Below are 14922 nucleotides of genomic sequence, written 5' to 3' on the forward strand. Positions count from 1 at the left end.
TAATAAGTTTTAATCATTCTAAACGCTGATAAAACAATAAACTAGTGCCCCACTCACTTCAGCGGTGAAATTTGTTCAATCAAAAAGTAAAGCCAATTAATACAGGTTATAAAATTAAGCGCATTAATAAAGTTAACTTGGTACTATATTGAGCACAAATTAAAATAAAAAAGCGCGACTAACTCGCCAATAACGGAACATTATGTTTAAAAAATGTATCTTAGCTATTTGCTTAGCAGCCACCTCGCTATCATGCCTTGCCGACAGTAACAGCGATTTAAAAACCATTATTGATAACCACTGGCAAAATGCCAAAGCTGAAAAAATATTTTTTCGAACCGATCCAGACGGTTGGAAACCAAACGGCACATTACCAAATTGGAGCGAGCAAGCCATTGCAAAGCGCCAAACTTATAACAACAGCGTATTAAAAAGCTTAGCCAACATTGACCCTAAAACGCTCAACAAGGATCAGCTAATGAACTACCGCTTATTTAAATATGAGCGAGAAACCGAGAAGCAAAGCTACCTTTATCAAGATAAGTATTTTCCGGTAAATTTTTTAAGTGGCTGGCATACCTACTTTGCAGAAGCACCCGCTAATATGGCTTTTTTAACAGCTGATGATTACAACGCATTTTTAATCAGCCTTGCCGACTACCCGCGCTTTAATCAGCAAAATATTGATTTAATGAAAGAAGGGATAAAAACAGGATTTACCCATTACTGTAAAACCTTTGAAAATTACAGCCAAAGCATTAGCGCGCACATAGTTAAAAACCCCGAAAACAGCGCCCTTTACGAGCCCTTTACGCGTATACCTAATACCTTTAGTGCATCGCAAAAATCAAACTTAAAACAAAAAGCCCAAGCCGTAATTAAAAATAAAGTAATTCCTGCGTATCAGCATTTTTACGACTTTTTTGAAAATGACTATATGCCACATTGTAGAGCGCAGCCGGGCATAGCAAGCGTTAAAGGCGGGCTTGATTACTACAAGTACACGGTTAATTACTACACCACAACAAACGCCACACCTAAACAAATACACCAACTAGGCCTTAAAGAAGTCGCGCGTATTAAGGCGCAAATGCAAAATATTATTGATGAAGTAGGCTTTGATGGCACCTATAGTGAGTTTTTAGAATTTTTAGCAACCGATGAGCAATTTTACGCAAAAGACGCGCAAGACTTGCTAGAAAAAACCGCGTTTATAACGCAAAAAATGTATGGCAAATTGCCCACTTACTTTGGCCACTTACCGCGTAACACCTTTACTATTAAGGGCTCAGCAAGTCGTGGTGCGTTTTATATGCCACCACCAGATAACCGCTCACCAGGCACTTATTTTTTAGCCTCAACACCTAAACTGCAGCCTTTATATAATTTAGAAGCACTTAGTCTGCACGAAGCCATACCCGGGCACCATTTACAAAACGCCATTGCTATGGAGCTAAATGTACCCGAATTTAGACGCACACTTAGCCACTCTGCATTTGGCGAAGGTTGGGCACTATACACAGAACGCTTAGGCAAAGAAGCTGGTTTTTATCAAAGCCCGTACAGCGATTTTGGCCGTTTAGGCTACGAAATGTGGCGTGCAGTGCGCTTAGTGGTTGATACCGGTATTCATGCCTTTGGCTGGAGCCGCCAAAAAGCAATTGATTACTTAGCCAGCCACACTGCTTTACCACAAAGTGCGGTGGAAGATCAGGTAGATCGTTATATTTCATGGCCAGGCCAAGCGCTTTCGTACAAAATGGGCGAGCTAAAAATACGCGAACTGCGCGCAAAAGCCGAAAAAGAGCTTGGTGCTCAATTTGATATACGCAGCTTTCACGACACTGTTATTGGCCAAGGCTCATTGCCTATGGCAGTGCTTGAAGACGTTATAAACGATTGGATAGAAAAACAAAAATCGGCTATTTAACATTAATGAAGGCGGTATTATTTTCCGCCTCTTTCTAAACGGACTTTTTAATGAAACACCTACTTATTTTTATATCATTCATTTTATTTAGCAGCCAAGCTAATGCGTTTTGTTTAGAAGCATCAAACTACATAGAGGGCGTAAAATATGGCGTTTGTGGGGAGCAAACTGATTCAATTTCCCTTACGCCTTATTTTATTATATGGATGCTTTTAAATGTGTTATTTGGGCAAATGCTTAATAAGCCAAATATACACGTGGGGTTTAAGTATTTACTTTTCCTTTGTGCATTTCCACTCAGCCCGCTAGTGCTTTTAATGAATTTAACTGGAATGATGGTATCTCGCGTTTATAAAAAATATTCAAACCCAGCAGCAAATAAAACCCAAGCTAACCATGTTTGCGCAGAACCTGTTATTGAAAAGCCGAGTGTTAATCAGCTAACAATTGGCGAGTACACTTTTGACAGTCTGCAGCAGTCCTTAATTAAAGAAGATAACCTCTACACATTAGAGCCTAAATGCATGCAGGTACTTAGCTATTTAATAGAACAACAGCCAAGAATAGTTAGCCTTGAAGAGTTACACAACAATGTATGGGAGAATCAAATAGTAACCGATACCGCAGTTAGACGAGTTATTAGCAAACTACGTGTAGCCCTTAACGATAACGACACAAAAAACCCCAAATATATAAAGTCTGTAATGAAACGAGGTTATCAGCTTATAGCTGAAGTAAAAACACAACCTATTGAATAGTAATGACTTATAAAAGTTATAACCAAGGTAATACCATGGTTATAACTTTATAATAACTAGTTAATGGCTTTGTTATCGTTATTTTTTGCCAATCGATTTAATTTTGTTTAGGCGCTATAGAGCGACCCATAAAATTAAATAATTAAGGAAGAAAATATGAAACACTTATTACCTCTATTACTAGTATTAATCATAACAGTAATTACATTAAGCCTTATTAACAGCAACGAGTGTATAGAAATAGGTAACGCATCTATTGCCAGTATTTCATTTGGCACTTGTGATTTATCTAACCCTCAATCAAACATATCAACACTTTTAGCTTTATTTTGGTTAGCCATGAGCGTTTGCTTTGCAATTACCTTACCTAAATCAACTGTTGCTAATAAGTACAAAATTGCCTTATTTATATTTGGTTTACCACTCACTGTTTTTGTTTATTTAATTGCCTATATATCTGAAAATATACGCCAAGCCACTCAATCTCTTAAGTAAACCTAGATGAGCAAGTCACACTTGCTCATCCTTTCTTAATTAAATACAAGTGAAAATCAATCCCTACCCGCTTTTGCTTCGTAGACTTAATGATTACAAAAACCAGAGCATAAGTATGAGCAAACGCATTTTATATTGGCTACAAAACGATTTACGCCTAACCGATAACCCAATTTTTAGTGACCTTATGTTGCAGCAATGCGCGCTTGATATTGTATTTGTTATTAACCCGCACTGGTTTAAAAATAATAACTACCAACAAAAACCTTACGGCATACATAAGCAGCAGTTTTTAATGCAAAGCTTGTACGAACTACAACAAGCACTTATTGAGCGCGGGCAAACCCTGCATGTGCTTGAGGGAGAACCCGTATCGCTTTTAAAAGCGCGTATTAATGAGCAAAATATTGATGAAGTTGTATACAGCGAACAATTTGGCGTGTACGAGCAACGCCAAATAAACTTACTCAAAGCACATTGCCCCAATACACAATTTACAGGGTCGCAGCAAGACACGCTCTTTAAGCAAAGTGACCTCCCCTTTGATTTAAGCGAATTACCTAAACACTTTACCCCGTTTCGTAAAAAGGTAGAGGCAGCTAATAGCCCTATTACACCAACAACTTTGCCAAACGGCTTGCTGCCTAAGCCAATAACTTTATGCGCAAAAACACCTATAGAACGTATAACAAATAAAGGCGTAATGCATGGCGGGCTTAACAACGCGCAAGCTCATTTAAAACAGTATTTTGCAGGCGCAATGCCAAGTACTTATAAAACGACTCGCAACGAACTTGATGGCTTTAACAACACCACCAAATTTAGTACTTGGCTTGCCTTTGGTTGTTTAAGTGCAAAACAAGTTTACAAAGCAGTAGAAAATTACGAGCAAAGCAACACGGCAAACGAGTCTAGTTACTGGATTAAATTTGAATTGCTATGGCGAGAGTATTTTAAATGGCACGCACTTAAAGCAGGTAACAGCCTGTTTAGCTTTAAAGGGCAAAAACAAACTAAACCGCTTACTACTTTTACACCTACACGCTTTGCTGCTTGGTGTAACGGCACAACGCCTTACCCGCTTGTAAATGCCATTATGGAAGAACTAAACACTACGGGTTACATTTCAAACCGAGCAAGGCAAATTGCAGCAAGCTGTTTAGTAAACGAGCTTGCCCTTGATTGGCGATACGGCGCAGCCTATTTTGAGCAACAATTGATTGATTACGATGTAGCAGCAAACTGGGGCAACTGGCAATACATAGCCGGTGTGGGGGTTGACCCGCGTGGCGGCCGCCACTTTAATATACAAAAGCAAACGGCGCAGTTTGATCCAAATGGTAATTACACCAATAAATGGCACGGGCACAGTAATAAAACACAGCAGCTCGATCACTTAAACGAAGTAGATTGGCCTATTTAAGCCAATCTCCCTCCACCAGGTTATATTTAAAACAGCTGCGCAATGCCTACATTAATGGCAAAACCAGCTATGGTTAAAAACAAAAATAAACAGCCTGCTAATAACAGTGGTTTTATACCTGCTTGGCGAATAGCGCCAACATGTGTACGCAGCCCAAGTGCGACCATGGCAATGGTGAGCAATATATTATCAAACCATATAATAGCGTTTGTAGTTCCTTGCGGAATAACCGATAACGAATGCACGCCACTTGCCACTATAAATAACACTGCAAACCAAGGGATTGTAATACCCGCTTTTTGCTCGCCGCCATGTGCGTTTATGTTTGCATGCTTTTTACTTTGCCAAAACGATAAGCCTACTAAAAATGGCGCAAGCATCATTACGCGTAGCATTTTTTCTATCACGGCGGTGTCGGCCGCATTGGCACTTACCGCAGTCCCTGCTGCTACCACTTGTGCAACTTCATGAATGGTTGAACCAACAAAAATACCGTACACATGCTCACTCACACCCATATATTCAAACATAATTGGGTAGGCAAACATACTTAACGTGCCAAACACCACAACCGTTGCCACCGCTACAGATACTTTATGCGCTTGTGCTTTTATAACTGGCTCGGTGGCCATTACCGCTGCGGCGCCACAAATAGAGCTACCCGCACCTATTAGTATGGTTGTTTGTTCATCAAGCTTAAAAACGCGCTTACCTAGCTGTACTGCTAATATAAACGTACCAAGGAGCATTACCACATCGGTTAATAGGCCATGCCAGCCTACACCCGCTACTTGCGCAAAAGTAATTCTAAACCCAAATAAAATAATGCCCGCTTTAAGTAATATACTTTTAGCGTAATCAACGCCTACATCTGTACGCGTAGCAATGTGCGCAAACACGCTGTTGCCTACAATAATGCCAAGCACAATACCAATTGTTAAGGAGCTAAATTGCGCACTTTGCATTATAGGTAACTTACTTAATGCAACAGATGCCCCCGCTAACACAACCACCAGCAGCATACCTAACCACCAGCGCGTATCGCCGTATTGCTTAGTATTAATACCTATAGGCTGAAAACTATTTTTAATAGCGCTAAGCATAATATTCCCTCACTTAAACCAAGTTGATGTGTTGACTTAATTGTAAGAAAGCTCAAAATATAACTCCAATATATTAAAATCATGATTTGATAACTTAAAGTTATACAATTTAAGGTTATACAATGAACTTACACGCGCTTAGGGTGTTTTATACAGTGGCTAAATTAGGTAGCTTTTCAGGCGCAGCCGAAGCGCTTTTTATAAGCCAGCCCGCTGTTTCTAAAGCGCTAAAAGAGCTAGAGCATCAGTTAAACATTCAACTTATTGAACGTGCATCTAAGGGTAGAAAGCTCACCCTAAGCGAGGGCGGCCAAGCTTTGTATGATCACGCCCGCAGTATTTTTGCTATCGAAAAAGCCGCCATTGACGATATAAAATCGCGCACAGGGCTTAAGCGCGGTACATTAGTTATAGGCACCAGCACCACCATTGCCAGCTATTGGCTACCGCCTTATTTAGCCAAATTTTGTGCGCAGTACCCGCATATAAAAGTAGAAGTACAAGTGGCTAATACCGCGCAAATTGAGCATGCCTTACTTGAATGCACTATCGATTTAGCTCTGGTTGAAGGCACACCTACCGAGCCACATATAATAAGTAAGCACTGGCAAAATGATTTAATGAGTGTGGTTATACCGAGCAACTTTAAGCCCACTAAAGACTTAACAGCATGGTTAAATAAGCAGTTTTGGTTATTACGTGAGCCAGGCTCTGGCACGTTAGAAATGTCGGTAAAGTTATTAGCACAACATGGCGTACAGGCTGAGCAAAGTATGCAATTAGGCAGCAACGAAGCCATAGCTAGGGCCGTTGCTCAAGGTATGGGGGTCGCTTTATTGCCAAACGTAGTCACAGAAGATTTAGTGCAGTTAGGTAAATTAACACGCCTGAGCCAAAAAAATAACGAGCAACTCTCTCGGCCGCTATACCAACTGCATTATAAAGACAGACCGTCTTCGCATGCTGCGCAAGCATTCGAAAAAAGTTTATTTAGTGCTCATTTTTTAAATGAGTGAATTTAACGCGCGTCGTAAATTTACATAAACGTTAAAGCGAGCGTTGATAACTCGTGATGTGTGAGACAGTTTGTCCTCTATCGCTTATGTTTGTTAGGGTTTTGTGAGCTCATAAGCACGAGCTATAACTAAAGGAAAAAAATCTCCGCCTAAAATTACTGCCCATTGCCCACAACCAAAACGTTCAATACGATTTGCATCTGTCAATACATTACGTAAATTATCAGGGGAAGCATTATCTATATTTGAAATGATATTTTTTACTTCTTTTGGGTCATAATCAATTTTTAACCACGGAGGGGAACATAGACTATTCATAAATTCAGAAATAACTTCAGGATAATTAGGGTAGCCACTAGAACTATCAATATCAGGTAATGCCTGCTTAGCTAACCTAAAGTTTTCTTCAAGCTTTTCTACATCACTTTTTAAAAACATACTTCCTCCTTAAAAAAACAAAGGGGTAAAATCCTGACCTCTCATATTGAAATACTAAGAGATCATTCATAACAGCCCACAAGCTACCCATAAATCTATTAGCTAAATCCGTAAGCTCTTATACCCCCAAGCTGAATTCACAAACCCTGCGTTAAGTCTTGCGCCAAAGTACCCGTTGGTTTTTCAATTACTCGTACTAACTCTTTACCCTCGTCTTTTACTATAAACGTAGGGGTGTATTGCAAGCCGTGTGCTAGTGCTATTCCGGCGTCGTCTTGCTTGTTGTAACCCACGGCCACATATTTAACGCTTGCAAGTTTTACCTTAGACGCATCAAGTAACTTAATAAGCTTTGGTACTTCGCGTTGGCTGTCGTGACACCAAGTGCCAAATAATACAACTAATGCCTTGCCTTCTAGCTTTTGCATTAAGGCTATATCTTGCTCGGTTGGCGTAAATGCGTTGTACTGCTTATTAAACTTATCGTAATCGTTTAATAGTACATCAGTTGTAATATCGCCCGAAAATGGCGCAGTAGCGGCAGTACTTACAAGCGGCATGCTTAACGCGCACAATAAAATTAATTGTTTAAACATAAGGTTAAAGTAACTTTTAAAGTGAGTAATTAAGCTCACTATACTGAATATTACTGAATGTTTACACATTGTTTGCACCTTCTATTTTTATAGTTTGCCCACTTTAATAAAATAATAAGCGTGCATACATGAATATAAAACCTTTTATATTTTATTCAGTTATCGCCTCTACTACATTTTTATATGGCTGTGGCGGTACTGAGCAAACAACCGATAGCAGCACAGAGCAAACTGACTCATCATCAACAACCACCTCCACGGGCTTAGTTATTAACGAAATTGTCGCAAGCCCAAGCGATACCACCTACGATTGGATTGAGCTATACGCCACTGAAGATATAGCCGACCTATCGGTATTTTCACTTGTTGATGATAACGCCGACAGAGAGCCTCAAGCTTTACCCGCAGTAGCGCTTTCGCAAGGTGAGTTTATTGTTATTCAAGCCATTGATGAAACCGACACGCCGCCCGATAACGGTTATTACGTAACCTTTAAATTAGGGAGCGACGATGCGGTTACGTTATATGAGGACGGCACTGCGGTGTCTGTACTTGATTGGGAAGAAGGCGAAGCCGCTGAAGGCTTTAGTTACGGCTTATACACTGATGGCACCGGCACCGCGCAAACACTAACGCCCACAGAGGGCGCAGCTAATCAAACAGCCGATACCTCTTCACTTGTTACAACTTTAATTGCTGAAGATGCACCACTTCGTATAAACGAAGTAGTAGCAAAAGACAGCAGCGGCGGCGAGGACTGGATAGAGCTTTATGTAACAAGCAGTAGCGATGTTTATTTAGCCGACTACACACTAAGTGATGACAATAACGAGCAATTTGCTCTACCTGATATTACGTTATCGCCTGGTGAGTTTTACCGCATTTACGCAAGCACCGATGATTTAGGCGACCTGCCAAGCGTAGCGTTTAAATTAGGCGCAAGCGATACCGTCAGCCTTTACAGCAACAATGTAATTATAGAGCAGTTATCGTGGAATAAAGGCCAAGCGCTAAGTGGTTACAGCTATGGCCGCTACCCAGATGGCAGCGATGCAACTGCGGTACTCACTCCAACAGAGCTTAGCTCAAACAGCCAAGCAACCCACGGGCCACTCGTTATTAACGAAATAGTGGCAAGCGCCGCAGACGATGGCAACGACTGGTTTGAGCTATACAACAACAGCGAAAATACAATTAACTTAGCCAACTACCACGTTATTGATGAAAGCGACGACATAGACCCCGTAACCCTGCCTGACATAGATTTATACGCAGGTGAATACATTACTATTTATGCCACCGATGAAGACCCAGGCACTTACTACGTCCCTTTTAAACTAGGCAAAGAAGACGAGCTAAGCTTAATACTCAACGATGAAGTAATTGACTATATTGACTGGGACGAAAGTGATGTAGCCACAGGCTTTAGTTACGGCCTAAGTAGCAGTACAGGCTTTACTCATGCGTTTTTAACACCTACCCCAAGTAGTGAAAATACAGTTGCAACCGCCTTTACACCTACGGCCGTTAATACGCTTTCTATTACAATTACCGATGAAAACTGGCAAGACATTCTAGATAACCCACTTGATGAGGAATACCACGAAACCGCTATTACCTTTAATGGTGTAACACTCGATAGCGTAGCTATTCGCACTAAAGGCGGCTCAAGCTTAAGCAGCGTTGCCAACTCTAGCAGCGACCGTTACAGCTTTAAGGTTGATATTAACGAATATGTGTCGGGGCAAAAGTTTTTTGGGCTAAAAAAATTCACACTACAAAACTCGTTTAACGACCCGTCGTACATGCGTGAAGTAATCGCCTACGAGCTTATGGATGAAATGGGCGTGCCAACGCCTGAGCATGCTTACGTTAACTTTTATGTAAACGGCGAACTATTTGGTTTGTATTTAATGGTAGAAGCCGTAGATGGCGAATTTGTTGAAAAACACTTTGCCAACAGTAATGGCGATTTATACAAGCCAGATGGCACAGGCAGCGATTTATTATGGCTAGGTGACGACATACAAAGTTACACCGATATAAACCTGCAAACCAACGAAGACACCACCGATAACGGCGCCTTTATTAACTTTGTAGAATCGCTAGATGAAGGCGAAACCAGCGCCATAGAAGTAGACACACTTTTACGTTATATGTCGGTAAGTACTTCACTGTCTAATTTAGATAGCTACCACGGCCCGCTTGCACATAACTATTATATTTACGATGACGATGGCGTATTTAGCATTTTGCCATGGGACTTTAACGAGTCATTCGGCACCTTTAACATGAATTGTAATAGCGTAGATGTAAGAGAGCTCTACATTGATGAGCCTGTAAGCGGCGCATTAAGCGAGCGCCCATTAATTGCTAATGTATTTGCCGAGCAAAGTAACCTTGATACGTACCACAGTTACTTAACACAGCTTATTAATGGCTCACTTTCAAGCGACACATTTAACGCACGCGTAAATGAAATAGCCGATTTAATTCGTGAGCACGTACAAAACGACCCAACTAGCTTTTATGGCTCAACCTACTTTGAGCAAAACCTAACCTCTAGCACGGGGCAGTTTTACGGCTTAACCTCGTTTATGGAGTACCGCGTAGCAAATATGGCCGCGCAGCTTGATGGCACATTGCCCTCAGCGGGTGATGGCAGCGGATTTTGCTCTAGATAAACCACCCATCCTTGATGCGGTGTCAGCACGCTGGCACTGCACTCTATTACTTTGCAATTTAATAATCTGAGAAAATTATGACAATTCAAGCACGTTTTAAGGATGAACTTTTTGAAAAGGATACTTCAATCTCACCAGTAGCAATTACTGCTATAAACACTAAAAATAAGCAGGCTCAGCCTCAAGAGTCAAACGCGCATGGCTCATTAACAAGCTTAATTAACGAGTTACTTATTCCGTTTGAAGGTTACGGATTAAACGATCTTAATAACGCTAATTTAATGAACCGTGTAGACAGCAAGTTTATGCTGCCACTATCGTTTTTACCTGAGCTACTTACTCATATACAAGGCCAGTACCGGGTACTTGATATACAAGGAAAGCGATTATTTTCTTATTATAATCAGTACCTTGACACACCCGAACTTGATTTATATAAAGCCCACCATAACGGTAAGCTTAACCGCTACAAAGTACGCCAAAGGCGCTACGTTGATACCGCCACCGAATACCTAGAAGTAAAACTAAAAAACAACCAAAGCCGCACAGTAAAAACACGTATAAAGCTCGCGCAAACTAACAACCAGCAAGCTAACAGCACAGCGTTTATTAAAGAGCAAATGAAAAACAGCTTTGCACATTTAAACGTAACCCAGCAAAGCGGCTATAACCGCATAGCCCTAGCCAACGAAGAAAAAGCCGAGCGTTTAACGCTTGATTTTAACCTGTGGTACAACACCCCAAAAGGCGATAACAAAATAACCTTACCGGGCTTTTTTATTGCCGAGCTTAAACAAAGTAAAAAAACAAAACGCTCGCCATTTTATAAACTTATGAGCAAACACCACATATTCCCTGCCTCGTTTAGTAAATACTGCATTGGCTGTGCTTTGCTCTACCCCGAGCGATTAAAAGTAAACCGCTTTAAACCTGTTTTAGCCCGTTTAAAACACCTTAACCGCACTAACCCGCTTTTACCTTTAGAGAATAATTAAAATGACCAAATTAGATCTTATTTTTCTTTCCCGCTTTTTAGTAAACATCCTATCGCTGGCTGTACTTTGCTATGGCTGTTACTTTCGCGTAAGTAAAAATGCAGTGGTAGCAGGCTCGTTTATTTTATTTGGCGTAGGCGTTTTTATTATTACCTTTTTGCTGCACGGCGTTGATATGTCGATGGAATTTGCATTCGGCCTATTTGCTGTATTCACCATGCTAAGGTACCGCACTGAGTCTATTTCGATTAAAGAAATGACCTATTTATTCCTTGTTACTGCCATTGCTTTACTGACCTCTGTAGGGCAAATGAGCCTAATTGAGCTAAGTATTCTTAATGGCATTATTTGCTTAATTGCCTTTTTGATTGACTCAAGCGTATTTGTAAAACGCTACGAAGTACAAAGCGTTTGCTACGAGCGCATAGAAAACATAACCCCACAAAACCAAGCCATTCTCATCAATGATTTAAAACAGCGCACAGGCCTAAACGTCGTTGCCGTAGATATAGAACACATCGACTTTTTAAGAGACGTAGCGCAACTAAAAGTAAGTTACTTAGCCGAAAAACAAACAAAGGCAGCCTAACATGACCTCTAAACAAACGATTACTTATGCGGCACTTTCAGCTCTTTGCCTTGTTAGTAGCGCAAGCTTTGCCAAAATTAACGACGATATAGACCTAAGCGGCTATATCATGCTCGACTACAACAAGTTTGATACCTCATTGTTAGAGGGGCAATACGACAGCAACAGCTCAGAAAGTACCTCTGAAATACGCCGCGCACGCCTAAGTTTTAAATCAGACATAAGCAAAGACTGGAAAAGTAAATTTCAGCTTGGCTTTGCCGATGGCGAAACCGAAATAAAAGACGCCTACCTAGAATACTCTGGCTGGAAATATGCCGATTTAACCATAGGCCAGCAAAAAGAAAGTTTTGGCCTAGAAAAACTAACCAGCTCGCGTAAATTGCTAATGCTCGAACGCAGCATGATAAGCGAAGCGTTTTCACCAGGACGCAGCTTAGGTATTAGCCTTTCCGGGGACATAGCATCAGTAAATTGGCAACTAGGTTATTACGAGCCCGATGAAGACGAAGCAACGTCTGCTATTACAGGGCGCGTAGCCTGGGTGCCATGGCAGCAAAACACCAACCTTTTACACCTAGGCGTTGCATTTAGTGAGAGGCAGTACGACGGTAACGAATTTAGAGTAAATGAACCTCTTGAAGTTTATACCGCCGACTCATTAATAGAAGGTGATAAAATTAATGCCGATAGCCTCTCGCAACAAGGCGTAGAGCTACTATGGCTTAAAGATAGATTTACCATGATGGCCGAGTGGCAACAAGCACAAGTAACCAGTATTGAAAATACAACCAATGATTACGAAGGCGGCTATTTGCAATTTGGTTATCAACTATCGGGCGGATACCGTAAGTATAAAAACGCAAAACTAGGCGCAAGCTCAGAGCCAGGCTGGGAAATTACAGGCCGCTACAGCCTACTTAAGCTCAAGCAAGAAAACCAAGACGCAAAAACCTACACCCTTGGTGTTAACTACACCGTAAACAAAAACATAAAGTTTATGGCCGACTACATTAAAGCCGACTACTTTGAAGCAGGCGGTACTATCACATCAGGCAATGCAATCTCATTAAGGCTACAGTATTCGTTTTAATACGTTTGGTGTTTAGTAGGTTAGCCCAAACCTGTGTTAAACGTTACGTTTAATACAGGGGCTTATTTTAATAGAGCTGTTATAAACTCTCTAAAGGTTACTTATCAGGCTTGTACTTATTCCACTAATTACAGTAAGGGATTTAAGTTTCCCTGTTCACTAATTAATATCGTTCAATAAAAATGAACACCAGCATTTAGTGAACAAAAGATGGACAAGGGCTAATACAGGCAGCTATCGAAAAACTAAACTTGCAAACGAGTTTAGGCACAAAGTAATAAACTTTTAAAAAAGAGTGTACTGAGGGCGAACTCGCTTTGCCTAATGTTAAAAGCAATGCATAGTAAAAACGCTGCCCATGCCGAATCACTCTTAATTGCTTTGTTAGCTGCGTTTAAAAATTGGCAATACTTCAGGTATTTCAGTATCTAGCATTTCCAAAACGCTTTTAAAACCATGTATAGGTGACCACCCTAATTTGTCACAGGCAGATGATGAGTCATATACGCGATCTAAGCTTTGAGGTAGTTGCCAATCTCTTTGTTTAAATGCTAGCGCGATGTCAGGACATTGACGCTCGATGACAGATGCTGCATCAGTATATAGAGCTTCACAATCAGAAAGTTGAAAAGGTGTAGCGCCTGAGATTATAAAACGATTAAAACCACTTAAGCGTTTTTCCACAGAACATAAATGTGCGTTTGCTACATCACGAGCATCTATGCCACGAGTAAGGCGAAATACTGCCATTAAATCCGCAGGTTCAGGAAAACATCTCGACATTTGCAGCACAGTAACTGGAAGCTGAAACAACTTTGAAATTTCTTCTAGCTTAGCTTCAGCCGCAATTTTACTATTATGATAAATCGACTTGGGTTGAGGTGTGACGTCTTCATTTATCCAACCTGCAATACCTTTAGGTGTTGAAGCATAGCCGTACAATGCAGTAGTGCTGGTAAAAATAAAGTGCTTAATACCTGCTTTTAATCCAGCCAGAGCGAGTTTCTCGGTCGCGTCTACGTTGATAGACTGAAACTCTGAATCAGGTACTAAACCAACATGTGGAGCGTGAAGAGCCGCTGTATGAATGATGACATCAACATTTTTAAGAGCCCGATCAATCAGATCACTATCAAGAATATCACCAATGTAATCGGCTGTTGAGCAAGGCGTTTTATCAATGCCGACCACGTCATGGGTGCGCATTAATTTAATATAGATTGCACGCCCGACTCTACCGGCAGAGCCTGATACTAAAATTCTCACTATGACACCTTACTAATGATTGACCTCAAAGCAGCTAACTTTTAAATAAGGGGCGCAGACATGTGGGGCATAATGGCGAAGCCGCCCCACGTGTATGCGTCCCAGCGAACGCAGTGAGTGACTTAAATTTTTTTTAGGCCGTGCTGATAAGTTAGTCATGGCTATTAATAAAACTTTGTAACTCATCTGAGAAGCCACTAATTTGTTTAGCTTCTAGAAGGCCGTCTGATTTCATTAATGCAAGCTGCAGCATAGCTTTTGACCTTGCATTATAATCGAATATGTTGGCGATACGTTTGTCGCTGTTTTCTATCAATTCATACAAATAGAGATATTTTGCATGATTTGAGAGTTCGGGATTATCGATTCCTTTACGCATACCGTCCAAAACTTGCTGGCAGCACTTATCTAATGCATCTGCCTTAACTTGTTTGAAGTGTTTCCAATCTGCCTCTGAAATCATGTTTTACCTCTATAATTTAATAGTGCCCTCATCGCGCATATTTCTACCGACTTAGCGCCCATTTATCTACTTT

General features: G+C 40.8%; 14 protein-coding genes. 9 read left to right on the forward strand and 5 right to left on the reverse strand.

Annotated elements, in window-relative coordinates:
- The first annotated feature begins 202 nt into the window (after positions 1-202).
- The 4 genes from MTF64_RS00090 to MTF64_RS00105 all read left to right on the forward strand — a co-directional run bounded on the left by MTF64_RS00090 (position 203) and on the right by MTF64_RS00105 (position 4606).
- Complete coding sequence (locus MTF64_RS00090; RefSeq protein ID WP_248450035.1) at positions 203-1930, forward strand: DUF885 domain-containing protein; 1728 nt, start codon at positions 203-205, stop codon at positions 1928-1930.
- Between the two features lie 50 nt (positions 1931-1980).
- On the forward strand, positions 1981-2688 hold the full coding sequence (locus MTF64_RS00095; protein ID WP_248450036.1) for a winged helix-turn-helix domain-containing protein: 708 nt from the start codon (positions 1981-1983) through the stop codon (positions 2686-2688).
- A 156-nt stretch (positions 2689-2844) separates the two neighbouring features.
- On the forward strand, positions 2845-3183 hold the full coding sequence (locus MTF64_RS00100) for a transcriptional regulator (RefSeq protein WP_248450037.1): 339 nt from the start codon (positions 2845-2847) through the stop codon (positions 3181-3183).
- 115 nt (positions 3184-3298) lie between these two features.
- Positions 3299-4606: a DASH family cryptochrome gene (locus MTF64_RS00105; protein ID WP_248450038.1), complete on the forward strand. Its 1308-nt coding sequence runs from the start codon at positions 3299-3301 to the stop codon at positions 4604-4606.
- A 26-nt stretch (positions 4607-4632) separates the two neighbouring features.
- On the opposite strand, the gene MTF64_RS00110 is transcribed toward MTF64_RS00105, so the two are convergent.
- A complete protein-coding gene (locus MTF64_RS00110) occupies positions 4633-5709 on the reverse strand; it encodes a YeiH family protein (RefSeq protein ID WP_248450039.1) in 1077 nt (358 codons plus the stop codon).
- A 122-nt stretch (positions 5710-5831) separates the two neighbouring features.
- Between MTF64_RS00110 and MTF64_RS00115 the strand changes: the two genes are divergently transcribed.
- Positions 5832-6725 carry a LysR substrate-binding domain-containing protein gene (locus tag MTF64_RS00115; protein WP_248450040.1) on the forward strand — a complete coding sequence of 298 codons (894 nt, stop codon included), beginning with the start codon at positions 5832-5834 and terminating at the stop codon, positions 6723-6725.
- 93 nt (positions 6726-6818) lie between these two features.
- Here the strand turns inward: MTF64_RS00115 and MTF64_RS00120 are convergent, their stop codons facing one another.
- Positions 6819-7163 carry a hypothetical protein gene (locus tag MTF64_RS00120; RefSeq protein ID WP_126009495.1) on the reverse strand — a complete coding sequence of 115 codons (345 nt, stop codon included), beginning with the start codon at positions 7161-7163 and terminating at the stop codon, positions 6819-6821.
- 137 nt (positions 7164-7300) lie between these two features.
- On the reverse strand, positions 7301-7759 hold the full coding sequence (locus MTF64_RS00125; protein WP_348984470.1) for a thioredoxin family protein: 459 nt from the start codon (positions 7757-7759) through the stop codon (positions 7301-7303).
- Positions 7760-7887: 128 nt separating this feature from the next.
- Between MTF64_RS00125 and MTF64_RS00130 the strand changes: the two genes are divergently transcribed.
- The 4 genes from MTF64_RS00130 to MTF64_RS00145 all read left to right on the forward strand — a co-directional run bounded on the left by MTF64_RS00130 (position 7888) and on the right by MTF64_RS00145 (position 13120).
- The gene (locus tag MTF64_RS00130) at positions 7888-10443 is read left to right on the forward strand and encodes a CotH kinase family protein (protein WP_248450042.1); all 2556 of its coding nucleotides are present in this window, start codon (positions 7888-7890) and stop codon (positions 10441-10443) included.
- Between the two features lie 77 nt (positions 10444-10520).
- The gene (locus tag MTF64_RS00135) at positions 10521-11438 is read left to right on the forward strand and encodes a polyphosphate polymerase domain-containing protein (RefSeq protein WP_248450043.1); all 918 of its coding nucleotides are present in this window, start codon (positions 10521-10523) and stop codon (positions 11436-11438) included.
- 1 nt (position 11439) lies between these two features.
- Positions 11440-12027: a DUF4956 domain-containing protein gene (locus tag MTF64_RS00140; protein WP_029772252.1), complete on the forward strand. Its 588-nt coding sequence runs from the start codon at positions 11440-11442 to the stop codon at positions 12025-12027.
- Position 12028: 1 nt separating this feature from the next.
- Complete coding sequence (locus MTF64_RS00145; RefSeq protein WP_248450044.1) at positions 12029-13120, forward strand: porin; 1092 nt, start codon at positions 12029-12031, stop codon at positions 13118-13120.
- 384 nt (positions 13121-13504) lie between these two features.
- Here MTF64_RS00145 and MTF64_RS00150 read toward each other — a convergent pair whose 3' ends face one another.
- A complete protein-coding gene (locus tag MTF64_RS00150; RefSeq protein ID WP_248450045.1) occupies positions 13505-14386 on the reverse strand; it encodes an NAD(P)-dependent oxidoreductase in 882 nt (293 codons plus the stop codon).
- A gap of 151 nt (positions 14387-14537) precedes the next feature.
- Positions 14538-14849: a hypothetical protein gene (locus tag MTF64_RS00155; RefSeq protein ID WP_248450046.1), complete on the reverse strand. Its 312-nt coding sequence runs from the start codon at positions 14847-14849 to the stop codon at positions 14538-14540.
- Positions 14850-14922: the final 73 nt, after the last annotated feature.

The organism is Pseudoalteromonas sp. 2CM41L (genome assembly GCF_023161905.1).
GTDB classification, from domain to species: Bacteria; Pseudomonadota; Gammaproteobacteria; order Enterobacterales; family Alteromonadaceae; genus Pseudoalteromonas; species Pseudoalteromonas atlantica.

Excerpts from the sequence above, each read along its gene's own strand:
- MTF64_RS00090 (WP_248450035.1), top strand. The coding sequence starts at position 203 with ATGTTTAAAAAATGTATCTTAGCTATTTGCTTAGCAGCCACCTCGCTA.
- MTF64_RS00095 (WP_248450036.1), top strand. The coding sequence starts at position 1,981 with ATGAAACACCTACTTATTTTTATATCATTCATTTTATTTAGCAGCCAA.
- MTF64_RS00100 (WP_248450037.1), top strand. The coding sequence starts at position 2,845 with ATGAAACACTTATTACCTCTATTACTAGTATTAATCATAACAGTAATT.
- MTF64_RS00105 (WP_248450038.1), top strand. The coding sequence starts at position 3,299 with ATGAGCAAACGCATTTTATATTGGCTACAAAACGATTTACGCCTAACC.
- MTF64_RS00110 (WP_248450039.1), bottom strand. The coding sequence starts at position 5,709 with ATGCTTAGCGCTATTAAAAATAGTTTTCAGCCTATAGGTATTAATACT.
- MTF64_RS00115 (WP_248450040.1), top strand. The coding sequence starts at position 5,832 with ATGAACTTACACGCGCTTAGGGTGTTTTATACAGTGGCTAAATTAGGT.
- MTF64_RS00120 (WP_126009495.1), bottom strand. The coding sequence starts at position 7,163 with ATGTTTTTAAAAAGTGATGTAGAAAAGCTTGAAGAAAACTTTAGGTTA.
- MTF64_RS00125 (WP_348984470.1), bottom strand. The coding sequence starts at position 7,759 with ATGTTTAAACAATTAATTTTATTGTGCGCGTTAAGCATGCCGCTTGTA.
- MTF64_RS00130 (WP_248450042.1), top strand. The coding sequence starts at position 7,888 with ATGAATATAAAACCTTTTATATTTTATTCAGTTATCGCCTCTACTACA.
- MTF64_RS00135 (WP_248450043.1), top strand. The coding sequence starts at position 10,521 with ATGACAATTCAAGCACGTTTTAAGGATGAACTTTTTGAAAAGGATACT.
- MTF64_RS00140 (WP_029772252.1), top strand. The coding sequence starts at position 11,440 with ATGACCAAATTAGATCTTATTTTTCTTTCCCGCTTTTTAGTAAACATC.
- MTF64_RS00145 (WP_248450044.1), top strand. The coding sequence starts at position 12,029 with ATGACCTCTAAACAAACGATTACTTATGCGGCACTTTCAGCTCTTTGC.
- MTF64_RS00155 (WP_248450046.1), bottom strand. The coding sequence starts at position 14,849 with ATGATTTCAGAGGCAGATTGGAAACACTTCAAACAAGTTAAGGCAGAT.